The organism is Moraxella caprae DSM 19149, from assembly GCF_000426885.1.
In the GTDB taxonomy this organism is placed as follows: domain Bacteria; phylum Pseudomonadota; class Gammaproteobacteria; order Pseudomonadales; family Moraxellaceae; genus Moraxella; species Moraxella caprae.
Genome location: NZ_AUGF01000008.1, coordinates 1 through 26,051, shown reverse-complemented (window position 1 = coordinate 26,051; position 26,051 = coordinate 1). Strand labels below are relative to the sequence as shown.

Genomic DNA, 26,051 nt, shown 5'->3' with positions numbered 1-26,051 from the left:
AAAATAAAATGATTTAAAAGAAATTAAGATAATAATTTATAAAAAACCCAATATTATGAAATCAGTCATTTTAATATCAGCCCTACCCGTCCACTTTAAAATTTTCCAAATCAGGCAATTCGGGCAATTCTTTTAAATCAGTCAAACCAAATGCGTCCAAAAATGCCTTTGTGGTGTGCAATAAGGCAGGGCGACCCAACACGTCTTTATGCCCCTTCTCCATAATCCAACCCTTATCAAACAGTTGGCGTAAGATATGGCTAGACACGCTCACGCCACGAATATGCTCGATGTCCGAGCGAGTTACAGGCTGTTTATAAGCGATGACACTTAGGGTCTCTAACAGGGCTTGGCTTAGGGTCTCTTGGCGTTCGGGGAACACCTGATGAATAATGCGACTGTATGAGTCCTTGATTTGCAAGCGATAGCCACTGGCGGTCTTGGCAAGGGTCAGCACGCTGTGCGACAAACGCTCTTCTAGCACCGCCAGTGCCACGTCAAATTCATCTTGGCTTATCATTAAATGCTTTTTTAAATCATCTGCCGTCAAAGGCGACTCGCTGGCGTGCAGTAGCACTTCAATATAGCGACTTAACGCTGTGGCAGTGGCGTGGGTGTTTTTGATGTCGTCAGCGATATTGTCGCTATCGCTGTTGGGTGTAAGCGTGGATAAAGGTTGGTTGTTTTGCATACGATTGCCTAATGATTAATGAAGCCAATATAAAGTCTGCTCGGACAAGTCAAAGCCGGTATTATTGATGTTAAATAAAGGGTCTTTTTGCTTGCCTTTTTTGGACGTGGGGGCGTCCATGACTTCAAGCTGAAAACTTTGGGCGATGTCCACATTTATCTCGCTTTTTAGTAGAGCGTCATCACCGTCAGCAAAGCCAATCAGCCCCCGTTTTAGAAGTTCAAGTACCGCCACAAAACTCACGACCACGCCCACACGCCCCTGCGTTTCATCGAGCAATTCGGCAAACGTGCCAGAACCTTGTTGGCTTAACATCAGGCTAATCTTGGCGATACGCTCAGGCAGTGGCACGGGGTCGGTCTTGATATGGTGCATTTGATAATCAGGCTTGATTTGCATATTAATCAAGCTGTTGATGAGTATCTGGGGCGAGTAGCTTGGCAGTTCGGCTTTCATGGCTTCGCTACTAGGCAGGCTCGTAAATGCCAAAAACACATCACGTTCTAGGCGGATTAGGCTATCTAATCGACGACTGGCTTCTTTGATTTGGGCATATTCTTCTAGCCGTCTGATGAGTCGTGCTTTGGGGCTTAGCTCTTCGCCTGTGATTTGTGGTTGGGGGAGCAAAAGTTCGCTTTTTATGGCGATGAGCGTACTTGCCATAAGCAAATAATCGCCCGCTAACTCAAAATAAGTATCATCAAGCTCTTTGATATAAGTCAAATACTGCTCGGTAATCGGCAAAATGGCAGTTTCGGTCAAATCAAAATTATTCTTTTTGACCAAATACAACAAAAAATCAAGCGGACCTGCAAATTGTTCAAGCCATATCGCAAATGCTTGGGGCGGAATATATAAATCATCAGGTAATGATGAAACAGGCGTATCAAAAATACGGATAGGGGTGTCGGGTTGGGTGGTGTCGGTCATTTAATGGGTTTGCCTTAAATGTTTGATGTGTTCTTTTTTATTGATTTTATTATTTTTCAATCTTTTCATGTTTAATAAATGAATTAAACGCTCTATCTCATCTTGGCAAAGTATGGGTTCTTTTATGGATAAAATATAATCCGTAAAATTTGATAAGTAACAAATGTTATCAGGAAAAGAGCTTTTTAATTCACAATTACCAGCAAAAACAATAACAGAATGAAAATAATCATTTGCTAAATTCAAAGTTTTTTCTAAGGCTTTGATATGTCGGTAATTTTGATGTAATGGGTTTTGAAAGAATTGCTTTTTACCATAAATATTTTGCACCCATTTTTTATCATGAACTTTGCCAAAAATCCAACCTTGATAATTTTTGGTTTCCACCACAAAAATACCAAATTTAGAAATATAAATATGGTCAATTTGTGTAATGCCAAACTCATCTTGAATTAAAACATCATGAAAATCATGATAAATATCTGTTGATAAAGTATTATTTGATTTTATATTGACCAATTTTTCGCCAAACCACCCTTTAAAAAAGGGTGATTTCAAAAAGGCAATGAGAAATAAAATTGGCAAAAACCATAAAAGTGGTTTGAGCGAATTTAAAAAAATGGGTAATATGTCCATTATTTTAACTTCACTTATACTTTAACGCTTCTATTTCTTTTTGGTGCTGTTTAATAACCCGTCTGGCAGAATTTTTAATCAATCTATGTACCGCAGGATTCTGACTGTCCAAATCCATAGGGATAATTGGCTCAATTTCCTGTTTTTGAATGTCAAATTTTAAAAATTCTTCAAAAGAAATTCGCATGACTTTTCCTTATTTCAACTTCGCAAGCGGTTTAATCCCAATCGCACGTCTGGTTTTATCCAGTTGTTTTTGGGCGACACGGCGAGCCTTAACCGCCCCCATTTGCAAAATCTCTTCAAGCTCCTTAGGATTTGCCATAAGATGAGCGTATTTTTCACGCATGGGAGCAATCTCACCGTCAATCTTATTAAACAAAATCTCCTTAGCTTCGCCCCAACCGATACCACGTCTATAATGCTCGGCAAGAGCATTTATCTCATCAGGCGTGGCAAAGGCTTTATAAATCTCAAAAATATTACACTCATCAGGATTTTTGGGTTCTTCAGGAGCTTGGGAGTTGGTTACGATTTGCCCGATTGCTTTTTTTAACGCCTTTTGTGGGTCAATGGTGGGGTTGCCGTCCCCAAAGAGCGGAATGGTGTTGCCATAGGATTTGCTCATTTTGCGACCGTCAAGCCCTGTCAGTAGGGGCGTGTTTTCATCCGTTACGGCAGTGGGAAGCGTGAACAGCTCTTTGTATTTAAAATTAAACGTCCCTGCAATGTCTCGTGCCATTTCAATGTGTTGAATCTGGTCTTTACCGACAGGGACGTGCGTAGCGTTAAACATCAAAATGTCCGCACTCATCAGCACAGGATAGCTAAACAGCCCCATGCTAATCCCAAAATCAGCATCCGTGTCTTCTTTGGCAAGATTCATATCCACGCTCGCTTTGTAGGCGTGGGCTCGGTTCATGAGACCCTTGGCACAAGAGCAGTTTAATATCCACGCAAGCTCGGGAATCTCAGGAATGTCCGACTGGCGATAAAAGGTAACTTTTTCGGGGTCAAGACCGCACGCAATCCAAGTGGCGGCAATGGCACGGGTGGAGCGATGAATCTCATCAGGGTCAAAACATTTGATAATCCCATGATAATCCGCCAAAAAGAAAAAAGCGTCATCATCGGAATTTTGTACTGCTTGAATGGCAGGACGAATCGCCCCAACATAGTTGCCCAAATGGGGAATGCCCGTGGTGGTAATGCCTGTTAAAATGCGTTTGGTGGTTGGTTCGGTCATGATTTTCTCTTAATGTTAAACGTTAAATGTTAATGTTTATATTAAATTATTGCTCAATTAAACTTTTGACAGTTTGGCAAATGGGTGTATTATCAATGCATTTAGATTTATTGATAAATCGTTTATCAAAACTGCTTAATGGCAAATAATCATACTGTTTGGCAATGGCTAAATGAATAATTTTCAGCCTGCCCTAATACGTTTATCATCGGCATTGAGCATTGCCATGATGCGTTTACTTTGCTCGTCAATATTTTCATTATCATCGGCAACATCATTTTTTAAAAAAATTGGCGTATTTGGCAATTTCTGGCAAAATGGATTTTTTGGTTGGTTTTTGGGCGGATAATAAAAGCACAGTATCATCATCAAGCACAATCAAGCGATGATAGCCAAATTTTTCAACCAATTCTCTTGTGGTAAGTTGCATGGTTTTATCCTTATCAAAATGAACGTAAATTATAGCAAATTTTCTAAAAATTTTCTTTAAAAATAATTAACCATAATAATCCGTCCCGTCCGCTTGTGTTTTAAACCGCCGATGAAACCACATCCATTGGGTAATGTCTTTTTTAATGTTATGTTCTATCATATCATTAATACGCTGTGCGTCCGCCACTTCATCATCGCTTGGATAATTTTCAATGACAGGCGATAGGCTAATATGATAATGTGGACGTTTGCCTTTGGGGATATTATCAGGCGTTTGGCGAATCATATCAAAAGCGATAAAAACAGGCGGATTTTTTTTATTCATGCCGGCAAATCGCCTTTGGGCGGTAATGGTTGCAGACGGCACACCAAAAAATGTCACCATAATACCATGCTCTAGCCCAAAATCTTGGTCGGGTGTATACCAAATAATCTTGCCTGCTTTTATTCGGTTTATCAATTTTTTTATATCACGATTGGCAATCTGTTCATCATAAATTTGTCGTCTGTTATTAAAAATAAACCATTCCAAAAGTGCATTATTCTGTTTGCGATATACGCAGTCCACTGCAAAAAACTGTGTGGCAATTCGCCCCATTAAATCAAGCGTGGTATAATGCCCACCCAATAATATCACTGCTTTATTTTCTTTTTGGGCAGTAATTAAATGCTGTAAACCTGAAATGCTAAACGTGTGTTTAAAGACATTGGGGCGAAACCATGCGTTTAGCGTCTCAAAAATACCAATGCCTTGATTGACAAAAACTTGTTTGGCGATTAGCACTTTTTCATCATCAGATTTATCAGGGAATGCCAAAGTTAGATTCGTGAGCGTATCTTTTACCCGTCTTTTTATTAACATATATGCCAATTCGCCAATTTTTCTGCCAAGCCAAAACTGGATACGCAGGGGCAAATAAATGAGCGGTAAAAATATCATCAAGGCAAACCAAATCCCCCAATATTTTGGCAATAAAAATTCCCATTGGAATACAGCTTTATCCGCCACGTTTGTTTGTTTGTGCGTGGTGGTCAAATCGGGCATTTTTTTAATGTCAATTTGTGGGTTATTTGATTGTGGGGTTTGGTTGTCGGTGTGGCAATTACCCCCACAGCAGTTTTTATTGCTCATTGTTTTTGCCTGTGTTTATTTTACCAAATTTTCCAATTCGTCCCAACGCTCCAACTTCTCCATTAAAAGCTCGTCAATCTCGCCAAGCCGTTCGCTGTATTGGGTCGCCAATGCCAAATCGCTAACGAATAGCGAACCGTCCGCCAACTTTTCATTCAATTCACTTTGCTCGTTTTCAAGTTCGGCAATTTCATTGGGCAGACTTTCCAATTCACGCTGTTCTTTATAGGAGAGTTTGCGTTTTTGTTCAGGTTTGGGCGTGTCGGATTTTGGTTTGTCGGCTTTGATTGTTTCTGATTTTTCAATTTTATCCGCTTTGAGCTTGGTTGGTTCACTCCGTACTTTTTGGGTGAGATAATCTTGATAACCGCCCACATACTCATCAATCACGCCATGACCGTCCTTGTCCGTGCCAAATACCCACGTCTGCGTTACCACATTGTCCATAAAGGTGCGGTCGTGGCTGATGAGCAAAATCGTACCGTCAAATCCTGCAACAAACTCTTCCAAAAGCTCCAAAGTTGCCATATCAAGGTCATTGGTCGGCTCATCAAGCACCAAGACGTTGGCAGGTTTTAGTAAGTTTTTGGCGAGCAATACACGGGCTTTTTCGCCCCCTGATAGAGCCTTGACAGGCGTTCTGGCACGGTTTGGCGTGAACAAAAAGTCCTGCAAATACCCCAAAATGTGCGTGCGTCTTCCGCCCACGTCCACATAGTCCGAGCCTTCGGAGACGTTTTCGGCAACGGATTTATCAAAGTCTAATTGGTCTTTTAATTGGTCAAAAAAGGCGATATTTAGGTTCGTACCGAGCTTGACTGTGCCGCCTACTTTGGCAGAATCATCAAGCCCAAGCACGGTGCGGATTAGGGTTGTTTTGCCCACGCCATTATTGCCGATGATGCCGACTTTATCGCCACGCATGAGCAGGGTTGAGAAGTTTTTGACCAGTATTTTGCCGTCATATTGCAGGCTTAAGTCCTTGATCTCACAGACGATTTTTCCTGATTTTTCGGATATGTTTTGGGTGAGTGAGACGCTGCCGACAACATCACGACGTTGCTTTCGCTCTTCACGAAGTGCCTTTAGTGCACGCACACGCCCTTCGTTGCGAGTACGCCTTGCCTTAATGCCTTGGCAAATCCAGACTTCTTCTTGGGCAAGTTTTTTGTCAAATTCTTCAAAGGATTTGGCTTCGCTGGCAAGCTCCAACTCCTTTAATTCTTGATAACGAGCATAGCCCTTGACCCCTTGTGTTACGTCATAAGTGGAGAGTTTTCCCCGGTCTAGCTCCACAATGCGAGTGGCAAGATTGTCCACAAATTTGCGGTCGTGCGTGATAAATAGCACGGTCAAATTTTGCCCGAGCAGGTAGTTTTCTAGCCAATCAATACTCTCCACGTCCAAATGGTTGGTCGGCTCATCAAGTAGCAACACATCAGGCTTAACCACCAACGCCCGAGCGAGTAGGACACGGCGTTTTCGTCCGCCTGATAAGTCGGCAAGGCGGTCTGTGGGATTTAGCCCCATGTTGTCAAGCAAGGTGCGGGCGTTGCGTTCTAGCTCCCAGCCGTGCAGGGCGTCAATCTCATGTTGTACGTCCGTCATACGCTCGCAGGCGGTCATGTCGCCCATCCCACATTTGTCCGATAGGTCGTGGTATTGGCGAAGCAGGGTTGCCACTTTTTCATCGCCATTCATGACAATGTCAAGCAAGGTACCGTCATCGCTTGGCACGTCTTGGGCAAGCATGGCAACACGCAAGCCGTCTGCGATGATAATCTCGCCGTCATCAGGGGCTTGCGTGCCGTCAATGAGCTTAAAGAGCGTGGATTTGCCTTCGCCATTTCGTCCAATCAGACACACCCGCTCGCCTGCATCAAGGCTAAAATTAACATGGTCTAAAATGGGGGCGACGCCAAAGGCAAGGGAGATATTTTTTAGATGAATGAGTGCCATAATTTATTTTCAATACGGATTTTCAATGATAAAATGGGGTAATTATAGCAAATTTTACACCTTAAAGGGGAAAATAAAATGACCGCCACCCACGCTGATATTACCGATTTGCAAATCAAAATCGCCTATCTTGAAAATACGGTAGATACCCTAAATGATGTCATCACCCAGCAAGATAAGACCTTAAAGGACTTACAAGACCAATTAAAGCTCTTGTATAAATTCTTAGAAAGTCGTGATGATGACGGCATTGCTCCGTTTGATTTACTCGCAGACAGACCACCACATTATTGAGTAGGTAAAATAAAAAACGGTATTTAATTTATAATAATTATTCTTATTTGTAATATTTTATCCATAATTACAAAAATTTCTGATAAACGGCAAAAAATAGCGATTTTTGCTATTGCGTTCGTGTTTATTTTGTTTTAATATGTAGCGATGAAACATTTGTTAAAACGTTTGTTATACGATTGTAAAAACAGTTGTATGAAGTTTTAACCAAATTTCTAGGCGGTATGTGCGACATACGGAAATTTTATGGTAATCATTGGAGTGGTTTATGTTTAACTACAAATATTTAGCGGTGGCAATCGCATCTATTGGTGCGTCAGGTGTGGCAAGTGCCGCAGGTCTTGACCGTTCTGGGCAAGATGTTACAGCATTTTTGCAAGATGGCACCTATGGTGAGGTGGTTTATACCTATATCGATGCTGATGTGTCAGGCAAGGATATCAGTGGACGCTCAACAGGGGACATCGCCGAAGCCTATGACTTTGCTCGCTTTGGTGTGAAAGCGGACATTAATGACACGTTTAGCGTGGGCGTACTCTATGATGAGCCATGGGGTGCGGCGGTACAGTATGGTGGTGATAATAATTTTGTCTCCAAAGGTGCAGATGATATTGTTGCTGTTTTATCAGAAGGTAGGGTTGGGTCTGTTACTGAGGCACAAGTGGGTTTGGCTCAGGCTCAACAAGGCATTACGCAACTGCAGACAGCCATTGCTAATGTGCAGGCGGCAGGTGGAGATGCAACCGCCTTACAAACGCGATTGACGCAAGCACAGGCACAAGCTGCAAGTTTAGGTCAGTTGGTGAGTGCCTCTCAGGTAATGTCCCCAGCTTTGGCAGGTCAGCAAGGTCAGGGTACCAATGTAGAGATTCGCACCCAAAATGCCACCTTATTGATGGGGGCAAAATTAGGTCAAAATAAAAACTTTCAAGTTTACGGTGGCCCTGCTTTGCAACGCCTAACTGGTGAGGTTCATTTACGTGGCAATACTTATCAAAGAGCTACAGGATATGATGCTAAAATTAGTACCGATACCACGACAGGTTGGGTGGCAGGGGTTGCTTACCACAAGCCCGAAATTGCTCTAAAAGCAGCTCTTACCTATCGCTCTGAGACTGAACATGAGAGTAATATTGCTGAGGTGTTTCCAACTGCGACTCTTTTACGGCAAAATGCCAATAGTTCTTTGCCGTTTAGTGTAACTTTGCCTGAGTCTTGGAATCTAGACTTTCAAACTGGTGTCAACCCAACCACACTCTTGACTGCCAAAGTGCGTTATGTACCATGGTCGGATTTTGACATTCGCCCAACGAGATATACACAGTTAAGTGGATTGCCAATCATCAGTTATGACAAAGACCAATGGTCGGCCGAAGTTGGTTTGGGCAAGAAACTTAATAATAAACTTGCTGTATCAGGCAGTATCGGCTATGACAGTGGAGCAGGCAATCCTGTTAGTACGCTTGGACCCATCAAAGGTTATTATAGCCTAGGACTTGGAGCCAAATATAACGTTACTCCAGAATGGTCGGTATCGGTGGGTGGCAAATACCTGAAATTTGGTGATGCTACCGCTCAGTTGCCTAATGGTGTAAAAGTGGGTGAATTTGATGATAATGATGGCTTTATCGCAGGTGTGAAGCTAGCCTATCAGCAAAAATAATCATGGCAAAATGTTTAAGACAAGTCAAAGCAGATGTTTTGGCTTGTTTTTATTTTTAAAATAAGTAAAAATCTGCTATCATAAGCCAAATTTTAACTTTATTATCTAATATGAAAATTCTACCCCAAAAACCATTTCTCATCGCTCCGTCCATTTTATCAGCCGATTTTGCTCGCTTGGGCGATGACACAAAAGCCGTGTTAGACGCAGGGGCGGACGTGGTGCATTTTGATGTCATGGACAACCACTATGTACCAAATTTGACTTTTGGGGCGATGGTCTGCCGTGCCTTAAAAGACTATGGCATTACCGCTCCCATTGATGTGCATCTTATGGTAAAGCCTGTCGATAGAATGATTGAAGAATTTATCAAGGCAGGGGCGGATATTATCACGTTCCACCCAGAGGCATCGGAGCATATTGACAGAAGTTTACAGCTTATCAAGGATGGTGGTATCAAGTGCGGACTGGTGTTTAACCCTGCCACGCCCCTACACTACCTAGATTATATCATTGACAAACTTGACCAGATTTTGATTATGAGCGTAAACCCCGGCTTTGGCGGACAAAAGTTCATTGACGGCACGCTTGATAAAGTGCGAGCGGTTCGCCGTATGATAGATGAGCGTGGGCTTGACATTCGCTTGGAGATTGACGGCGGTGTCAATCCTGACAATATCCGTGCGATTGCGGATGCTGGCGTGGATATGTTCGTGGCAGGTTCGGCGATTTTTGGTAAAGATGATTATAAGACGGTCATTGACAAAATGCGTGATGAGCTTGCCAAGTCCGATTTGGCTAAATGATGGTACGGTGAATCTATGTCAGAATTAAACACCAATCCCAAATCCCTAAGTCCAAAACCCCCAAGCCTTGTCCCCATTGGTGTAACCATTGGGCTTGCTGTTTTTGCCCTTGTACTTGCCTTGGCAGGATACGGTTTTCGCTTGTTGGCAGGGCATGACGTGGGGGCGGTGGTGCGTCATGCGTCTGTGGTGGTGTCGTTTTTTATGATTGTTGTGCCAGCCTTGTTTGTCGGTGGGGCAAAAATTTTAAACAAATTTAACGGGGCAAATATCCAAACCCAGAACGCCATCACGCTTGGGTATCTTACATCTGTTGTGGCGATTTTGACGATTATGGGGCGGTATAGCTGATGGCAAATTTTAAAATAAGCAACATTTTACCTGACAGCCTTGTCCCCAAAGATATTCCCAAAGGCTTGATTTTGACCCTTATCATCGTTATCATGCTTATGAGTCTGTCTGCTTATCGTTACGGCAATGGCGATACTGTACAAGGCATGCTCCATGTCCTAGAAAACTGGGTGCTATACCTTGTGTTAATCCCAAGCTGTACCGCCCTTGTCAGTCTGCCCATCAAATACCGAGACAACAGCTTTGATGTGCGGATGGCGTATTATCTAGGAATGTTTGTGGGACTGCTGTTTATGATGGCAAAACTTAGATATTGGCGTTAAAACAGTTGCAATTACTAGCTATTTTTGGTATAATGCCAAGCTAACAATTTGGCAAAAAGCCAATCACAGATGACAGAACACCACCCCAATCGGCGTGGTGTTTTTAGCTATGTATTGACAATTATCAGGAGAGACCATGCAACGCTATCCCATGACCCCACAAGGACACGCCGCCCTAGAAGCAGAATTAAAACAGCTAAAAACCGTGGAGCGTCCACGCATTACCGCTGCCATTGCCGAAGCTCGTGAACATGGCGACCTAAAAGAAAATGCCGAATACCATGCCGCTCGGGAACAGCAAGGGCTGTCCGAAGCACGTATTCGTGACATCGAAGCAAAACTTGGCGGGGCTCAAGTCATTGACCCAACCACCCTACCCCAAGACGGGCGTGTGGTGTTTGGCGTGACCGTGGTCATCGAAGACGTGGATTCGGGCGAGCAAAAACGCTACAAAATCGTGGGCGAAGATGAAGCGGATGTCAAAGTCGGTAAAATCTCGGTCGGCAGTCCCATCGCCAAAGGTTTGATTGGTAAGTCAGAAGGCGATGAAGCCAAAATCCAGACCCCAAGTGGTTTGGCAGAGTATGAGATTGTTGAAGTCCTATACGAATAATGAGCTTTGCCAGTCGTCGCAGATAACACAAACAACACAACTTACTAAGGTCGTCTTATGAAACACTTGCATTTACTCATGGTTGTAATTACCATTGGGCTGTTTTTATATCAAGCAGGGCTGATTTTCGCAGACGGTCAAGTAACCCAGTCACGCACCTTTAAGATAGCAAGCCACGTCATCTATCTGCTACTGGTCGTCAGTGGGCTGTATTTGATGTGGCAGTTGTGGCAAGTGGCAGGGGCTCAGTATTGGGCGGTTGTCAAGATTATGCTGTTGGCTGTGGCAATCTCTGCCAATATCAAGGCTTTGCGGGCTCCGCTACTGAGTCAAAAAAAGGCGGGCATGGTGATTACAGGTATCGCCTATGTGGGGATTTTGGTGTTGGCAGTGACTAAGCCCATGCTGTGATATATGATGGCATTCAATGTGCTTAATACCATCCTGTCACGACCGATGTTTTGTGGGTAGCGATATTTGTTGATGTTTATTGGCTGAGGGCAACTAAACACCCCAGCCATTTGCCATTTAAAAATACAATTACCACAATTTTTTCACAAACGTTTTTTCACATACTTTTTCACACAAAAACCTTTTGCACCAATATCATATACAAAATCGTCCCCACACCAATGGAGATAAACATATTTTTTCGCCATAGGTGTAGCCCCACGACCGCCACCCCTGCGATAAACTCCGCCATGCCGTGATGTTGCCCCAAAATATCCACGTTTTTATAGCAATACACCACAAGCAGTCCAAACACCGCGGACGGCAACGCCTTGCCCAAATATTGCACAAAATCAGGCACTTTCTTGTGAGCAGGAAACGCCCAAAACGCCACCCAACGGCACAGCTGAACAGCAACAATGGCAGTGGCAATGGTCAAAAGTTGTTCGTTTAGGGTCATTTTGCCACCTTATTGGTCAATTTGTCATGTAGTGCCGAGCGTCTAACGGTCAAATACACAAAAATGCCAAGCATGGCAGGGATTAAAAAATTACTCTTGCCAAACACCACCAACGCCAACGCCGTCATGCCAATGCCAAGTAGTGAGCTTTCGTGCATAGCCTCCCTACCCCATTGCTCCACAAAAATCACCAAAAACAGTGCCGTCATCGCAAACTCCGCCCCCTTCAAATCAAAGGGCAACACTACCCCCATGACCGCCCCCAGTGCCGACCCCGCCACCCAATAAATGTGCAAAAACAGCGTAACGAGCACCATAAACCACGCCTTATCCACACCCGCCTTGTCCGTGTCGGCGGTGTAGTTAATGGCAAAGCTCTCGTCCACCATGCCTGCGATGAGATACCAGCGTTTCCACCCTGTAATACCCCGAAATTTATCCAACATAGAAATGGCATAAAAAATCTGTCTGGCACTAATCATCACCACAAGCAAAAACACCGATGACGGGTTAAACGCCATGATAAGTAGCCCCGCCACGATAAACTCCACCGACCCTGCAAAAATCAGTACCGCCATGATGATGGGATGCCATGGCGAAAAGCCGAGCGAGTGCATATACACCCCATACGCCATGCCCAAAAACAAAAAGCCCGACAAAATGGGCAAGCTCTGGGTAAAGGCGTATTTGGCGGTGGTTTTAAAACAACAATCGGTGGTCATGGTGTGGGCAGTTCATAAAAAGAGAAATATTTTACTTGAAAAGACGACAACTTATCATGACAAATTATTATCCTTTAAAAAGGAAAAAGTTTGTCATACTGAGTTTGTACAAATCAAGCGATTTTGGCAAAATTATGTTAAAATAACCTTTTATTATTTTGTAATTTTATGATGAAAACCTTATTATTTAGCCTAGCATTGGCACTCACCCTAACCGCATGCGGACAAAAAGGGGCATTATATCTGCCCGAAAAATCCCCCACTCCACCCCACTCCACCCCAACGCAAGGCGAGCCTGTGGATATGCCTGTTAGCACCGATTCCAATGATTATTGATTTTATAAATTTAAACAAATGAAAAAGAGAATCCCATGAGTAAAGTTATCCCCCTATTAAACAAAGACGGCATTGAAAAGATGAAAGTGGCAGGACAACTTGCCAGTGAAGTCCTACAAATGCTAGACCCTCACGTCAAGGCAGGGGTAAGCACGGGCTTTTTGGATGATTTGGCGTACAAGCACATCACCGAAGTCCAAAACGCCATTCCTGCTTGCCTAAACTACCACGGCTACCCCTACACCCTATGCACGTCTATCAACCATGTGGTGTGCCATGGCATGCCCGACCACGAGCGTATCTTAAAGGACGGCGACATCATCAACATTGACGTAACGGTCATCAAAGACGGCTACTATGGCGACACGTCCGCCATGTGGATTATCGGCGAAGGCTCAGTCATGGCAAACCGCCTATGTACAGTCGCCCAAGACGCTCTGTATGCTGGTATCAGTGTGGTCAAAAACGGAGCAAAACTTGGCGACATCGGGGCGGAGATTGAAAAGATTGTCCTACCCGAGCGGTTTTCTATCGTGCGTGAGTTTTGTGGTCATGGCATTGGCACGGAGTTCCACTGCGAACCCCAAGTACTACACTACGGCAAAGCAGGGACAGGCGTGGAGCTAAAAACCGGCATGGCACTGACCATTGAGCCGATGATTAACCAAGGCGTATGGCAAACCAAAATCATGAAAGACGGTTGGACGGCTATCACCAAAGACCGCAAACTCTCCGCCCAATGGGAGCATACACTCATCGTTACTGATAATGGCTGTATCATCACCACAGGGCGACCTGACGAGGATTTGAGCTGGGTGAAAAGCTAGATACCAAGCCTGACACCAAAACAAAGACTCGACTGAGCCATTGGTTTTTCTCGTTGAGTTTTTGACCTACCATGCCACATTTGCACTCCTGCCAATACGGTCGGTTTTAGCAAACAGCTCGTCATGCACCTAGCACAAACCCGACCCTTTTATCACAAACCAATTTTAACCACTCACCATTTTAAGCAATCAAACAGTCATCAATAAACAAGAACAGCAATATGTACACCGACACCCACGCCCATTTGACCTATTTAGACACTTACCAACACGACAAACCTGCCCTACTTGCCAATCTAAAAGAGATGAACGTAAGCCGTATCATGGCAATCTGCTGTGAATTTGGCGAGATTGACGACATCAGACAGTGGGTAGATTTATCCAATAACGACATCAACATCGGCATGAGTATCGGCTTGCATCCTTGCCAAGACAAGGCGATTTTAAAGGCGGTGAGCGTGGACAATTTTGTGCGGTTAAATGACGACAAGGTATGGGCATTTGGCGAAACAGGGCTTGATTATCATTGGGACGACACCAAGAAAGCTGAGCAAAAACATAGCTTTGCCACGCACATTCACGCAAGCCAAACCCTAAAAAAGCCCATCATCGTCCACACCCGCAGTGCCTATCACGACACGCTTGACCTACTAAAAGCTGAAAAGTGCGAACACGGCATTATCCACTGTTTTACCGAAGATTATGCCTTTGCCAAAACCGCCCTTGATATGGGGCTTTATATTTCGTTTTCTGGCATTGTCAGTTTTAAAAAGTCGGTGGAACTGCAAGAAGTTGCCAAAAAATTACCCCTTGACCGAATTTTAATAGAGACCGACAGCCCCTATCTTGCCCCTGTGCCAAAACGTGGGCGGGATAATGAGCCGTCTTTTGTGCCATACGTGGCAAAGGCTTTGGGCGATATTTTTGGCAAATCGGCGGGGAAGATTGGGTTGATGACTGCCAAAAACTTTGATGAGCTGTTAAATCAATATGATTAAATCAGGTGCGGTACATCAGTTTGGTTCAGTTGATGGACTGATAATGCCAAAATATCTGCCCTGCACCAATCTAAACACTGTCAAAATAAGCAGGGCAATCAGGGCAATGTTGGCAAAAACAAACATCATCACACCCAAAGACGATAATACATTGTGCTGATACAGGGCGATGCCAACGCTTGCCATTGATGCTAAGCCAAACGAAAAGCTCCACAAACTTGCCCCAACCCCTGCCTTCAACACCCAAGTAAATAACCTTGCCAAAAACAGCAGTTGCAAAATGCCATAACCAATCAGCATTCTGGCGACCATATCCACCTGCCCTGTCGTGGCGATATAGGCATTTGCCCCCACAAAGGCAGGGGCTAAAATGATACCAAAAGTAGCTCGCAGTTTGGTGGGGATTTCTTGGGTGCGAAGATGTTGCAGTAGCGCAGGCTCAAACATCAGCCAAGCAAGCAATCCTGCCCCAAAAAACAGCATTGCCCAGTCATTTAGCCCAAGCAAACTTAATGCACCAGCACTGGTAAAATTGCTGGCAACGGCTGGCAAATAAAAGGGCGGTAGGGTGGATTGTTGCTTAAATTCTTCGCCCTGCCAAAGCGTGGCAATCCGCCAAACACCGTATAATAACTGCAAACCCACAAACAAATAAATCAGCGATTTGCCCAAAAATTCATAATGCCAAATCATCAAAAGCTCGCCGACAATCATACCACTAACAAAAATCAGCACCACAAAGGCAAAGCGAACAGGGCAATGCAGCTCATCAAGCCAATGTCTGCGATGATAGAGGGCTTTGTGTAGGTACAATCCCAAAAACAACAGCCAACACCCAATCGCCAATATGCCAAGTGCTTGACTGATCATATCGCCAAAGGCAAATGTTTTGTTTGTGTGGTGCCAAGTCAAAGCAAATGCCCCAAGCCCAAGTGGCATAGCGAAAAATGACGCTGGCAGGGGCGTTTTTCCCAAAAATATCTGCTTGTCGGTGTTCATTGTGCAAACTTTTAAGAGATTGTATGTTAATTATTGCGTTAAAATTATAAATGCCAAAACCGCCTTTTGCCCGTATCACAAAAGACGGTTTGAATGCCAATTTAGGGTTTTAAGGTCAATTCAAACAGGCAATCACACCCCCATTTTCTTGACCGTCTCTTTGGTTGTCCATAGGTCATTGGCAATCAGACGGAAGTTTACCAGAGCTGCCAAATAACCATCACCTTCTGGAATACGAGGCCCTGCGGTGGCATCTTTGACCACAGTAACTTCAAAGCCTTGTTCTACAAGTTCACGCAAGTGCGATTCAATGCACAAGTTGGCTGCCATACCCGCCAAAATCACTTGGTCAATTTTGCGTTTTCTAAGCTGTAACACCACATCGCTGGTTTCAGGGCCAAAGATTTTGTGCGGTGAGCAAATGGTGGTTTTGCCGTCAAAAATATAAGGCTTATAGCGTTCCACAAAGTCCGCTCCAGAGCCTTCAAAGCCGTCCATACTGTATGCACTTTTGCGAGCGAACATATTGGTTTTGTGCATAAAGTTTTCGCCTGGTGCCATAAACTCCCATTGGTGGTCAGTTGGGTAATAGTAGTGGGGCGAGACGATGACGGGCATATCCACTTTTTTGGCAGCTTTAAACAGGCTTTCAATATTTTCAACGGTGTTGTTTTCAATGATACTGTCTTTTAGCACGCCCCACATCACGCCATTTGGGCTTAAAAAGTCGTTTTGTGGGTCCACCACCACCAACGCCACTCGTTTTGGGTCAATTTTCATACCAGGGCGTTCAAGTCCGTACTCGTCAGGTTCGGCATAGGGGCTTTTGGTAACGGTTTTGCTTGCTTTGGGAGCGGCGTGGGCAAGGCTACCAAGCCCCATTGCTCCAAGCACGCCTGCACTCATTGCGATTTTGGCGACACTACGGCGAGTAGTATCAATGGTTTCTTGTTCGTTGATGATTTGTTCTGACATAATTACACCTTTTAAATTGCACCTTTAACATTGTTATTTAAAATCAATCATTTGATAATCTGCCTTATCAAACTTGGTGCTTATTATAGGATTATTTTTCCTTATCAATTTAACCAATCGCATTGATAATTTAACCAAAATCTTATTTTGTTGTTGTGTATCGTACTTTTTGTTAGAATAATTCTTATTGATGAAAAAATCTATCTATGGACGCTTTAACCCATTTATTTACCCAATTTTCCTTTCGCACCGAGCTGTTTTTTGTGGGGCTATTGTGCCGTATGGGGCAGTTTGATGAGCCAAATAAGGGCTATTTACACTTTATTTATCAAGGCAGTTGCCGTTTAATTCAAAAAGGACAGCCGCCGATGGTCATTGACCGTCCTTGTGTGCTGTTTTCGCCCGCTGGCTGTTTACACCGTGTTGAGCCTACCAGCGATGATTTGCAGGTGTTTTGTGTCAGTTTTGATTTTGGGCAAGACATTCAAAATCCGCTCATTTATGATTTGACGCAGATTGCCATTTTGTTTTTGGACGATATGCCCCATTTGATGACGGTGGCACAGCAGATTTTTAAAGAAAGCCAGTCGCCCAAATGCGGTCATCAGGCACTCATTTCGTATCTGTGTGGCTATGTGTTGATTTTGGTGGTGCGAGAATGCTTAGAAAAGGGGCTTATTAAAGTGGGGCTATTAAGGGGTTTGACCGATACCGCCCTTGCTCCGCTGTTGCTGGACATTCATCAAAATCCTGTCCACGCTTGGGATTTACAAACGATGGCGGATAAGGTCTTTATGTCCAAAGCCAAATTTGGCAACTATTTTAAGGAAGTGATGGGGGTGTCGCCCAGTGATTATTTGACGACTTGGCGGATTAGCCTTGCCCAAATGCTTTTAAAAAAGGGCTTGCCTGTGGCGGTGGTTGCCCAAAGGGTGGGCTACAGTCATAATGCTTCTTTGACACGAGCCTTTGTCAAGGAAATTGGCAAAACACCAAGTGAGTGGCTTGGCGAAAATTTTGATAAAAAATGGTAGAAAAAAGCTGTTTTTTTGTATATAATAACCAAAATCTACGACAAGCGAGTGATTATGAAAATACAACTTTACTTTTGCCCCTTATTTGAGCAAAGTTGAGTTTATTTTTAATCATTCGCTTTTTTGTGTCTAGGGCGTGCCTGCCCTTTATAACACAATTTAAAATTTACAAATTTCGTAGAAATAAAATGATGTTTTTGCATGAAAAATGGCTAAATCCTATTTTTCATAATAAAAGCTCGTTTGATAGAATGACTATCAAACTTCACTTTTTCCTTGAAAAACGGGCGATTTTTCTCATTTTTCATTGCAAATACAAAAGGCAGGCACGCCCTAAATTTTAGATTATGGCAGTTTTGCCAAAAAATTTTGTCTAAAATTTGCCAACAATAACATTTCTTATAATATTTATCATCTATTTAGCGGAGCGTGTCATGACCAAAAAAGCCATTTTAGCCCTACAAGACGGTACAATTTTTCACGGTGTTAGTATTGGGGCGGACGGTGAGACGGTCGGTGAAGTCGTCTTTAACACCGCCATGACAGGCTACCAAGAGATTCTCACCGACCCAAGCTACGCCAAACAAATGGTTACGCTGACCTATCCGCACATCGGCAACACAGGCTGTAACGAAGAAGACACTGAGTCTGGACGCATTCACAAAGTATGGGCAAGCGGTCTGATTATCCGTGATTTGCCACTGCTTCATAGTAATTTTAGAAGCCAGATGTCGCTGTCTGAATACCTTATCAAGCACAATGTTGTGGCGATTGGCGATATTGACACTCGTAAACTGACCCGTATTCTGCGTGAAAAAGGGGCTCAAAACGGAGCAATCGTTGTGGGCGATGACGTGGAGCACGCCTTAGAAAGAGCATTGGAACTTGCCAAAAACGCCCCTGACATGAACGGACTTGATTTGGCAAAAGAATGCTGTGATAAAGATGGCTTTACATGGACACAAGGCTCATGGGAGCTGGGCGTGGGCTTTACCAAGCCTGAGCTGAAATACCACGTTGTTGCCTATGATTATGGCGTAAAAACCAACATTTTGCGTATGCTTGCCGATAGGGGCTGTCGCTTGACGGTCGTCCCTGCCCAAACCCCTGCCAAAGACGTACTAGACATGAATCCAGACGGCATTTTCTTATCCAATGGACCTGGCGACCCGTCTGCGTGTGATTATGCCATTGACAGCATTCGCACCATTATTGAAACCACCAACATTCCTGTGTTTGGTATTTGTTTGGGTCATCAGCTTTTGGCATTGGCAAGCGGGGCAAAAACCCTAAAAATGAATCACGGTCATCACGGTGCCAACCACCCTGTACAAGATTTGGACAATGGCACGGTGATGATTACTTCACAAAATCACGGCTTTGCGGTAGATGAAGCGACCCTGCCAAGCACTTTGCGAGCGACCCACCGCTCGCTGTTTGATGGCACCAATCAAGGCATTGAACGCACCGATAGAGTGGCATTTAGTTTTCAAGGACACCCAGAAGCAAGCCCTGGTCCGCACGATTGTTCACCGTTGTTTGACAGGTTTGTGAGGGAGATTGAGAAGTTTAAGGCGTAAAATGAAGATTGGTTGGTATTGCTTGTTGTGGCAATACCAACTTTATAAGCATTGGATTAGAAGATAAATGGTCATAAATAATCACAATCAATCACGAGTTTGGGTACTGCGTTTGATGACGGATAACAAAATCCGAAAATCACAAGAAATTTATCAAGAAGTGATTGATTTGGCAAAAATTAGTGATGATGAGGTGAATCAAAAAATTTCATCAGGACAAAGTCGTTTATTGAATTCATTGGCTTGGGCGGTTTCTAGCTTTACCAAAGCAGGGATTTTAAATCGTATCAGCCGTTCGACTTATCATATTACACCACTAGGTTTGCAAATGTATAATGAGTGGAAAGATAAAGCAGAAATTAGTCAAAAAGAATTCATAGGATTGACTGAATGGGATAATTATCAAAAAAGTATTTTAGAAAGAAAACAATCTCAATCTAAGGATATTGAAAAATATTTTGACAATAATGACAATCAGGAGATTGAGAATGTTGATTTTGAAACACAAGCTAAAAATGCCATTAAAGAAATTGAAACAGAAATTGCGGTTGAATTGTTAAATAAATTACAACAAGGCACACCGCTATTTTTCGAAAAAGCGGTATTAAAATTATTGCTTGCGATGGGGTATGGCGGTAAAGAAAATTTATTTGAACATACTGGTAAATCACACGATGGTGGCATTGATGGTGTGATTAAACAAGACCCACTGGGTATTCAAAAAATCCACATTCAAGCTAAACGCTACGCTAGTGATAGTAGTGTAGGCGATGGTGCTGTTCGTAATTTTGCTGGTTCTTTACAAGTTCAAGGTGCAAATAAAGGCGTTTTTATTACCACTTCATCATTTACTACATCTGCCAAAGAATCAGCTCAAAAATTATCAGATAAAATTATCTTGATTGATGGGCAAGAATTAGTTACTTTAATGATTAAGTATAAAGTTGGCATTCAAATCAAAGAAGTGCTTGAAATTTGTGAAATTGACGAAGATTTTTTTGAGTAATTAGAATGCCACAAATTTTAGATAAATTCAACCTAACCCTTGAACAAAATCGTTTTTTGGCTCGTAAAAATATTGTGGAAGTCATTCACAGTATTTCACGGCTAGAAAAGGTAAATACCACTTTTCCCCAGACCAAAACCATTATTGATGGTATGGGCATAAGTGGTGTTTCTACCCACGACATTCAAGTGGTGTTAAATTTAAAAAATGCGTGGCAGTTTATTCTATCAGCAGAGAGTGAATTTGATTTGACATTTGCTTGTAAAGTCAATTCTTATGTTGCTTACAATGAAAGTTTGGCTTGGGGGGAATTACGCACAGGAAATGTCGGCATTAGTGGAGTCAGCTATGTGCCAGATATTCCTGTGCAAATTGATGTTGAAAAAACTTTCAATGATTTTAAAACCTTGCCAATATCAAATACACATCGTATTTTAAAAACAATGTATTATATGATGAGAAGTCAGTTATTTTGGGACGGTAATAAACGCACCGCTTTAATTTGTGCCAATTATCAGCTCATAATGGCGGGCTGTGGCGTGTTAAATATCAATGAAAGTCAGCTTGAAATTTGGAATGCTTTATTATCCGAATTTTATGAAACAAATAATGATGAAAAAATCATTCTTTGGACTTATGAACATTGTTTATATGGAATAACGATTTAGCTATTTTTTATTAGGTAATTAACCAATGGTAGATATTTTTTATTTTTTTGAATTAAGTTATGCTAAAAGGTCATTAGAAAAACCTTTTATTAAAGCTATTTTAAATAATTTTTCAGAAGATGAAATTTATGATTGTTGTGTATATGTAAATAATAGCCCATACAATTTACAATTCCATTTAGAGGTATTTTTTGTAAATGAAACTGCTAGAAAAAAAATTTGATGAATGGTTGAGAGAAAATTTTCCCGATAAGATAATAAAGAGAAATATTAGGAACATTGAACTACTTCGTTCTGGTAATGCAATAAACTTCAATAGAAAAAATTTTGATATGATTGATTTTTTGATTAATGAAAATTCTAGTTTCTTATTCTTTTTTGTTGAAGAAAATAGATTACAAGAATTAAATCCAAGCTATAAAAAAGTATATACACATATTCCAAAAATATTTCTAAGCCATTCATCATTGGATAAAGAAAAAATTGTAGAGCCAATATATGAATATCTACAAAGTCGACAAATCCCTGTCTGGCTTGATAAGTATGAGATAGATTATGGTGATAATATATATCAAAAGGTAAGTGAGGGGATTGATAATTCTGAGTTTGCTATTTTTGTTGTTACAGAAAACTTTTTTAATAGCAAATGGGCAAAAGAGGAATTATCCTCAATGATTGACCTTGTATTTGATGATAATAGTCTAGTTATTGTAGATATGAAAGACAAAACCGATATTCCAAAGTTGATTTCAAGTAGGAAATATATGGAGTGGAATAATGGTTGTTGTTTGAATGATGTTGTGGATTTACTTAACCGAAAATTAAAACTGTAAAGAGAGACCCCTATGCCAAAGCGTACCGACATAAAATCCATTTTAATCATCGGGGCAGGTCCGATTGTGATTGGACAAGCCTGTGAATTTGACTATTCTGGTGCCCAAGCGTGCAAAGCCTTGCGTGAAGAAGGCTTTCGTGTGATTTTGGTCAATTCCAACCCAGCCACGATTATGACCGACCCTTCAATGGCGGATGCGACCTACATTGAGCCAATTACTTGGCAAACCGTTGCCAAAATCATTGAAAAAGAACGCCCTGATGCGGTACTACCGACCATGGGCGGACAGACGGCACTCAACTGTGCGTTGGCACTGGACGCAAACGGCGTGCTAAAACAGTACGGCTGTGAGCTGATTGGTGCAACCAAAGAAGCCATTGAAAAAGCCGAAGACCGCAACCTATTTGACAAGGCGATGAAAAAAATCGGTCTTGAATGCCCCAAAGCCGACATTGCCGAGACCATGGATGAGGCCCTAGAAATCCAGTCCCGTTTTGGTTTTCCTGTGATTATCCGTCCATCTTTTACCATGGGCGGAAGTGGCGGCGGTATTGCCTATAATAAAGAAGAGTTTTTGGAAATTTGCCAGCGTGGTTTTGACTTGTCGCCCACTCATCAGCTACTGATTGACGAAAGTCTTATCGGCTGGAAAGAGTACGAAATGGAAGTCGTGCGAGACAAAAACGACAACTGTATCATCGTCTGCTCTATTGAAAACTTTGACCCCATGGGCGTGCATACAGGCGACTCAATCACCGTTGCCCCTGCTCAAACCTTGACCGACAAAGAATATCAGCTCATGCGTAACGCGTCTATCGCGGTTTTGCGTGAGATTGGCGTGGAGACAGGTGGCTCAAACGTGCAGTTTGGTATCAATCCCAAAGACGGTCGCATGGTCGTCATTGAGATGAACCCCCGTGTGAGTCGTTCGTCAGCGTTGGCGTCTAAGGCAACAGGCTTTCCGATTGCCAAAATCGCTGCCAAATTGGCGGTCGGCTACACGCTTGATGAGCTAAAAAATGACATCACAGGCGGTGTTACCCCTGCGTCTTTTGAGCCGTCCATTGACTATGTCGTTACCAAAATCCCACGCTTTAACTTTGAAAAATTCCCACAAGCCGAGCCTGTGCTAACCACGCAAATGAAATCGGTGGGGGAGGTCATGGCAATCGGTCGCAATTTCCAAGAATCCATGCAAAAGGCACTGCGTGGACTAGAAACAGGGGCGACAGGCTTTGATGAAGTGATGAATTTGGAAAACAAATCGGCAAATGCCATTGTTTCTGAAATTAAAAACCGCCTAAGTATTCCCACGCCTGAACGCATTTTTTATCTTGCCGAAGCGTTTCGTCATGGATTTAGCCTTGATGAAGTGTTTGAATTAACCAAGATTGACCGTTGGTTCTTGGTGCAAATTGAAGATATTGTTAAGACCGAAAGCAAGATTAAAACGCTAGGCTTTGGCGATTTGACCGCCGAGAATATCCGCACCTTTAAACGTAAAGGCATGAGTGATTTACGCATTGCCAATCTTATGGGTATTAGCCAAAAACAATTCCGTAAACAGCGTTGGAATTTGGGCGTATATCCGATTTATAAACGAGTGGACACTTGTGCTGGAGAATTTGCGTCCAATACTGCCTATATGTATTCAAGCTATGATGATGAGTGCGAGGCACGCCCAACCAACAAAGACAAAATTATGGTCATCGGCGGGGGCCCAAACCGTATCGGACAAGGCATTGAGTTTGACTACTGCTGTGTTCATGCCGCCCTTGCCATGCGTGAAGATGGCTATGAAACCATTATGGTAAACTGCAACCCAGAGACCGTCTCAACCGACTACGACACGTCAGACCGTTTGTATTTCGAGCCGATTACCCTAGAAGACGTGCTAGAAATCGTCCGCACCGAAAATCCTAAGGGCGTGATTGTGCAATATGGCGGACAAACGCCCTTGAAACTTGCCCGTAGCCTAGAAGAAGCAGGCGTGCCTATCATCGGGACAAGCCCTGATGCGATTGACCGTGCCGAAGACCGTGAGCGTTTCCAGCAGATGATTAACAAGCTAAACCTAAGACAACCTAATAACAGCATTGTCAAATCATCAGAAGAAGGCATTCGTGAGGCGGTAAAAGTCGGCTATCCGCTCGTGGTGCGTCCGTCCTATGTGCTTGGCGGTCGTGCCATGGAGATTATCTATAATGAAGACGAACTAAAACGCTACCTGCGTGAGGCGGTGCAAGCGTCTAACGAGGCTCCTGTCCTGCTTGACCGTTTCTTAGACGATGCCATTGAAGTGGACGTGGACTGCGTATCGGACGGCAAAGACGTGGTGATTGGCGGTATCATGCAACACATTGAGCAAGCAGGTGTTCACTCAGGCGACTCGGCATGTTCCATTCCACCTTATTCGCTAGGGCAAGACATTCAAGACGAGATGAGAAAACAAACCATCGCCATGGCAAAAGAGCTTGGCGTGGTCGGTCTTATGAACGTACAATTTGCCGTCAAAGGCGATGAGATTTATATTCTAGAAGTAAACCCACGAGCTTCCCGAACCGTACCATTTGTCTCAAAATGTATCGGCACGTCTTTGGCAAAAGTCGCCGCTCGCTGTATGGCAGGACAGACGTTGGCGGAGCAAAACTTTGTCAGCGAGATTGTGCCAAAACACTTCTCAGTCAAAGAAGCGGTGTTCCCTTTTGCCAAATTCCAAGGCGTAGACCCCATTTTAGGCCCTGAGATGAAATCCACAGGCGAGGTCATGGGCGTGGGTCAGACCTTTGGTGAGGCATATTATAAGGCAACGCTTGGGGCAGGCGACAGATTGACAGGCTTGCCACAGGACGGCGAGACCAAAACCGTCTTTATCTCGGTGCGTGATAGCGATAAAGCAGGGGTTGTGGACGTGGCAAAACGTCTGGCAGGCTTTGGCTTTAACATCGTTGCCACAGGCGGTACGCATGACGTGCTTACGGACGCTGGTGTGGCGTGTGAGCGTGTCAATAAGGTCAGCGAAGGTCGTCCGCACATCGTGGATATGATGAAAAACGGTCAGATTCATCTTGCCATTAACACCACCGAAGGCAAACAGGCGTTAGAAGACTCCTTCCCAATCCGCCGTGAAGCCTTGCAAAACAAGGTGCTCATTGCAACCACGCTAAACGCAGGGCGTGCGGTGTGTGAGGCCTATGAGACGACATTGCCGTTTAATGTTTATAAATTGCAAGATTTATAATTTGTTCGTATTACAATTAACCGCTATTAGAGATAATGGCGGTTAATTTTTAAGGAACATCATGACTTTTCTAAAAATCATCTCAGGCGGACAAACAGGCGTGGATAGGGGTTCGTTGGACGGTGCGTTATCTCGTGGTATGCCGTGCGGTGGACATTGCCCCGAAGACAGGCGAGCCGAAGATGGTATCATTGATGATAAATATCCGCTCACGCCCCTAATGGGTGCAAGCTATCGCAAACGCACTCGCCAAAACGTGATAGACAGCGATGCGACTGTGATTATTTACCACGCCCAAATCACCCCAAAAAGTGGCACAGAATTAACCCTAAAAACGTGTATCAGCCAGCATAAACCATATTTACTCATTGATATGAAGGCGTTTTCGGTGGACGTGGCATCTGATTATCTCATTGATTTTATTAAAAATATGACATTAAAACGCTAAATTTTGGTGGTTCTCGTGGCTCGGTTGTACCAACCATTCAAGCCTTTACCAAAGAGACCGTTGAACTTGCCATTGATAAATATCTGATAAATAAAGATTTGTGCTAACATAGCGTTTAAATGATTTGGTATTGTTAAAAACAAATACATAAGTTAAAATAGCTCAATACTTTGCCATAGAGTAAAAACCAATGAACGAAACATTTGATAGTTGTCCTAAATGTAAGCACAAACACTTTGTCAAAGCAGGTTTTAACAATGGCAGACAACGCTATAAGTGCAAAGGTTGCAATCATTACTTTTCAGTACATAAACCAACGCATCATAAAAGCGAAGAAACCAAGCAAATGGCAATCAATATGTATCTAGAAGGTTTGGGCTTTCGTTCAATTGGTCG

The 26,051-nt window shown here is 43.1% G+C and carries 30 protein-coding genes; 18 read left to right on the top strand and 12 right to left on the bottom strand.

The features are described from left to right. Window positions 1-82: 82 nt before the first annotated feature. The 8 genes from scpB to K941_RS0103070 all read right to left on the bottom strand — a co-directional run bounded on the left by scpB (window position 83) and on the right by K941_RS0103070 (window position 7,026). Window positions 83-691, bottom strand: a complete 609-nt coding sequence (gene scpB / locus K941_RS0103110) for an SMC-Scp complex subunit ScpB (RefSeq protein WP_078273592.1) — start codon at window positions 689-691, stop codon at window positions 83-85. Between the two features lie 15 nt (window positions 692-706). Beyond that, the gene (locus K941_RS0103105) at window positions 707-1,621 is read right to left on the bottom strand and encodes a segregation and condensation protein A (protein WP_029102462.1); all 915 of its coding nucleotides are present in this window, start codon (window positions 1,619-1,621) and stop codon (window positions 707-709) included. Continuing rightward, entirely contained in the window at window positions 1,622-2,257 is a 636-nt protein-coding gene (locus K941_RS0103100) for a nuclease-related domain-containing protein (RefSeq protein WP_029102461.1), read from the bottom strand. Window positions 2,258-2,267: 10 nt separating this feature from the next. Next, the gene (locus K941_RS17040; protein ID WP_156892295.1) at window positions 2,268-2,444 is read right to left on the bottom strand and encodes a hypothetical protein; all 177 of its coding nucleotides are present in this window, start codon (window positions 2,442-2,444) and stop codon (window positions 2,268-2,270) included. A gap of 9 nt (window positions 2,445-2,453) precedes the next feature. Continuing rightward, a complete protein-coding gene (gene trpS / locus K941_RS0103090; protein WP_029102460.1) occupies window positions 2,454-3,503 on the bottom strand; it encodes a tryptophan--tRNA ligase in 1,050 nt (349 codons plus the stop codon). A gap of 274 nt (window positions 3,504-3,777) precedes the next feature. Next, window positions 3,778-3,933, bottom strand: coding sequence for a hypothetical protein (locus K941_RS17035; protein ID WP_156892294.1), 156 nt, complete (start codon window positions 3,931-3,933; stop codon window positions 3,778-3,780). A gap of 66 nt (window positions 3,934-3,999) precedes the next feature. Continuing rightward, on the bottom strand, window positions 4,000-5,067 hold the full coding sequence (locus K941_RS0103075) for an LpxL/LpxP family acyltransferase (protein WP_029102459.1): 1,068 nt from the start codon (window positions 5,065-5,067) through the stop codon (window positions 4,000-4,002). A gap of 15 nt (window positions 5,068-5,082) precedes the next feature. Continuing rightward, the gene (locus K941_RS0103070) at window positions 5,083-7,026 is read right to left on the bottom strand and encodes an ATP-binding cassette domain-containing protein (protein ID WP_029102458.1); all 1,944 of its coding nucleotides are present in this window, start codon (window positions 7,024-7,026) and stop codon (window positions 5,083-5,085) included. 78 nt (window positions 7,027-7,104) lie between these two features. On the opposite strand from K941_RS0103070, the gene K941_RS0103065 reads away from it, so the two are divergent. The 7 genes from K941_RS0103065 (at window position 7,105) to K941_RS0103035 (ending at window position 11,487) form a co-directional block, all read left to right on the top strand. Further along, window positions 7,105-7,320, top strand: a complete 216-nt coding sequence (locus K941_RS0103065) for a SlyX family protein (protein WP_029102457.1) — start codon at window positions 7,105-7,107, stop codon at window positions 7,318-7,320. Between the two features lie 268 nt (window positions 7,321-7,588). Further along, window positions 7,589-8,983 carry an outer membrane protein transport protein gene (locus K941_RS0103060; RefSeq protein WP_036387360.1) on the top strand — a complete coding sequence of 465 codons (1,395 nt, stop codon included), beginning with the start codon at window positions 7,589-7,591 and terminating at the stop codon, window positions 8,981-8,983. Between the two features lie 110 nt (window positions 8,984-9,093). After that, on the top strand, window positions 9,094-9,789 hold the full coding sequence (gene rpe, locus K941_RS0103055; RefSeq protein ID WP_029102455.1) for a ribulose-phosphate 3-epimerase: 696 nt from the start codon (window positions 9,094-9,096) through the stop codon (window positions 9,787-9,789). Window positions 9,790-9,804: 15 nt separating this feature from the next. After that, entirely contained in the window at window positions 9,805-10,140 is a 336-nt protein-coding gene (locus K941_RS0103050) for a hypothetical protein (protein WP_029102454.1), read from the top strand. Beyond that, entirely contained in the window at window positions 10,140-10,463 is a 324-nt protein-coding gene (locus K941_RS0103045) for a hypothetical protein (protein ID WP_029102453.1), read from the top strand. Before K941_RS0103050 ends, K941_RS0103045 begins: the two co-directional genes overlap by 1 nt. Before the next feature lie 136 nt (window positions 10,464-10,599). Further along, on the top strand, window positions 10,600-11,076 hold the full coding sequence (gene greA, locus K941_RS0103040) for a transcription elongation factor GreA (RefSeq protein WP_029102452.1): 477 nt from the start codon (window positions 10,600-10,602) through the stop codon (window positions 11,074-11,076). Between the two features lie 57 nt (window positions 11,077-11,133). Next, window positions 11,134-11,487, top strand: a complete 354-nt coding sequence (locus tag K941_RS0103035) for a SirB2 family protein (protein WP_029102451.1) — start codon at window positions 11,134-11,136, stop codon at window positions 11,485-11,487. Between the two features lie 169 nt (window positions 11,488-11,656). Here the strand turns inward: K941_RS0103035 and K941_RS0103030 are convergent, their stop codons facing one another. Beyond that, entirely contained in the window at window positions 11,657-11,986 is a 330-nt protein-coding gene (locus tag K941_RS0103030; protein ID WP_029102450.1) for a branched-chain amino acid transporter permease, read from the bottom strand. Then, complete coding sequence (locus tag K941_RS0103025; protein ID WP_029102449.1) at window positions 11,983-12,708, bottom strand: AzlC family ABC transporter permease; 726 nt, start codon at window positions 12,706-12,708, stop codon at window positions 11,983-11,985. Before K941_RS0103025 ends, K941_RS0103030 begins: the two co-directional genes overlap by 4 nt. A gap of 168 nt (window positions 12,709-12,876) precedes the next feature. Here K941_RS0103025 and lptM point away from each other — a divergent pair, with 168 nt between their 5' ends. The 3 genes from lptM to K941_RS0103005 all read left to right on the top strand — a co-directional run bounded on the left by lptM (window position 12,877) and on the right by K941_RS0103005 (window position 14,869). Continuing rightward, window positions 12,877-13,044, top strand: coding sequence for an LPS translocon maturation chaperone LptM (lptM, locus tag K941_RS16715; RefSeq protein ID WP_084137657.1), 168 nt, complete (start codon window positions 12,877-12,879; stop codon window positions 13,042-13,044). Window positions 13,045-13,079: 35 nt separating this feature from the next. After that, a complete protein-coding gene (map, locus tag K941_RS0103010; RefSeq protein WP_029102448.1) occupies window positions 13,080-13,871 on the top strand; it encodes a type I methionyl aminopeptidase in 792 nt (263 codons plus the stop codon). A gap of 221 nt (window positions 13,872-14,092) precedes the next feature. Then, window positions 14,093-14,869, top strand: coding sequence for a TatD family hydrolase (locus tag K941_RS0103005; protein ID WP_029102447.1), 777 nt, complete (start codon window positions 14,093-14,095; stop codon window positions 14,867-14,869). Between the two features lie 15 nt (window positions 14,870-14,884). Here K941_RS0103005 and K941_RS0103000 read toward each other — a convergent pair whose 3' ends face one another. Together K941_RS0103000 and K941_RS0102995 are read right to left on the bottom strand one after the other, a co-directional pair. Beyond that, entirely contained in the window at window positions 14,885-15,868 is a 984-nt protein-coding gene (locus K941_RS0103000) for an SLAC1 family transporter (protein WP_036387358.1), read from the bottom strand. Between the two features lie 132 nt (window positions 15,869-16,000). Continuing rightward, entirely contained in the window at window positions 16,001-16,843 is an 843-nt protein-coding gene (locus K941_RS0102995; protein ID WP_029102445.1) for a cysteine hydrolase family protein, read from the bottom strand. 206 nt (window positions 16,844-17,049) lie between these two features. Between K941_RS0102995 and K941_RS0102990 the strand changes: the two genes are divergently transcribed. The 8 genes from K941_RS0102990 to K941_RS17480 all read left to right on the top strand — a co-directional run. Next, window positions 17,050-17,877 (top strand): helix-turn-helix domain-containing protein, encoded by an 828-nt coding sequence (locus K941_RS0102990; protein ID WP_029102444.1) that lies wholly within the window; start codon window positions 17,050-17,052, stop codon window positions 17,875-17,877. Between the two features lie 434 nt (window positions 17,878-18,311). Then, complete coding sequence (carA, locus tag K941_RS0102985) at window positions 18,312-19,457, top strand: glutamine-hydrolyzing carbamoyl-phosphate synthase small subunit (RefSeq protein WP_029102443.1); 1,146 nt, start codon at window positions 18,312-18,314, stop codon at window positions 19,455-19,457. A gap of 67 nt (window positions 19,458-19,524) precedes the next feature. Next, window positions 19,525-20,463 carry a restriction endonuclease gene (locus K941_RS0102980; RefSeq protein ID WP_029102442.1) on the top strand — a complete coding sequence of 313 codons (939 nt, stop codon included), beginning with the start codon at window positions 19,525-19,527 and terminating at the stop codon, window positions 20,461-20,463. Between the two features lie 5 nt (window positions 20,464-20,468). Continuing rightward, window positions 20,469-21,131 carry a Fic family protein gene (locus K941_RS0102975; RefSeq protein WP_208854351.1) on the top strand — a complete coding sequence of 221 codons (663 nt, stop codon included), beginning with the start codon at window positions 20,469-20,471 and terminating at the stop codon, window positions 21,129-21,131. 197 nt (window positions 21,132-21,328) lie between these two features. Beyond that, window positions 21,329-21,964 (top strand): toll/interleukin-1 receptor domain-containing protein, encoded by a 636-nt coding sequence (locus tag K941_RS0102970; protein WP_029102440.1) that lies wholly within the window; start codon window positions 21,329-21,331, stop codon window positions 21,962-21,964. 12 nt (window positions 21,965-21,976) lie between these two features. After that, window positions 21,977-25,207, top strand: coding sequence for a carbamoyl-phosphate synthase large subunit (gene carB, locus K941_RS0102965; protein ID WP_029102439.1), 3,231 nt, complete (start codon window positions 21,977-21,979; stop codon window positions 25,205-25,207). A gap of 61 nt (window positions 25,208-25,268) precedes the next feature. Continuing rightward, window positions 25,269-25,655: a putative molybdenum carrier protein gene (locus K941_RS14560; protein WP_228130355.1), complete on the top strand. Its 387-nt coding sequence runs from the start codon at window positions 25,269-25,271 to the stop codon at window positions 25,653-25,655. A gap of 190 nt (window positions 25,656-25,845) precedes the next feature. Further along, window positions 25,846-26,051 (top strand): IS1/IS1595 family N-terminal zinc-binding domain-containing protein (locus K941_RS17480; protein ID WP_029102438.1); only part of this gene is annotated, 206 nt, incomplete at its 3' end.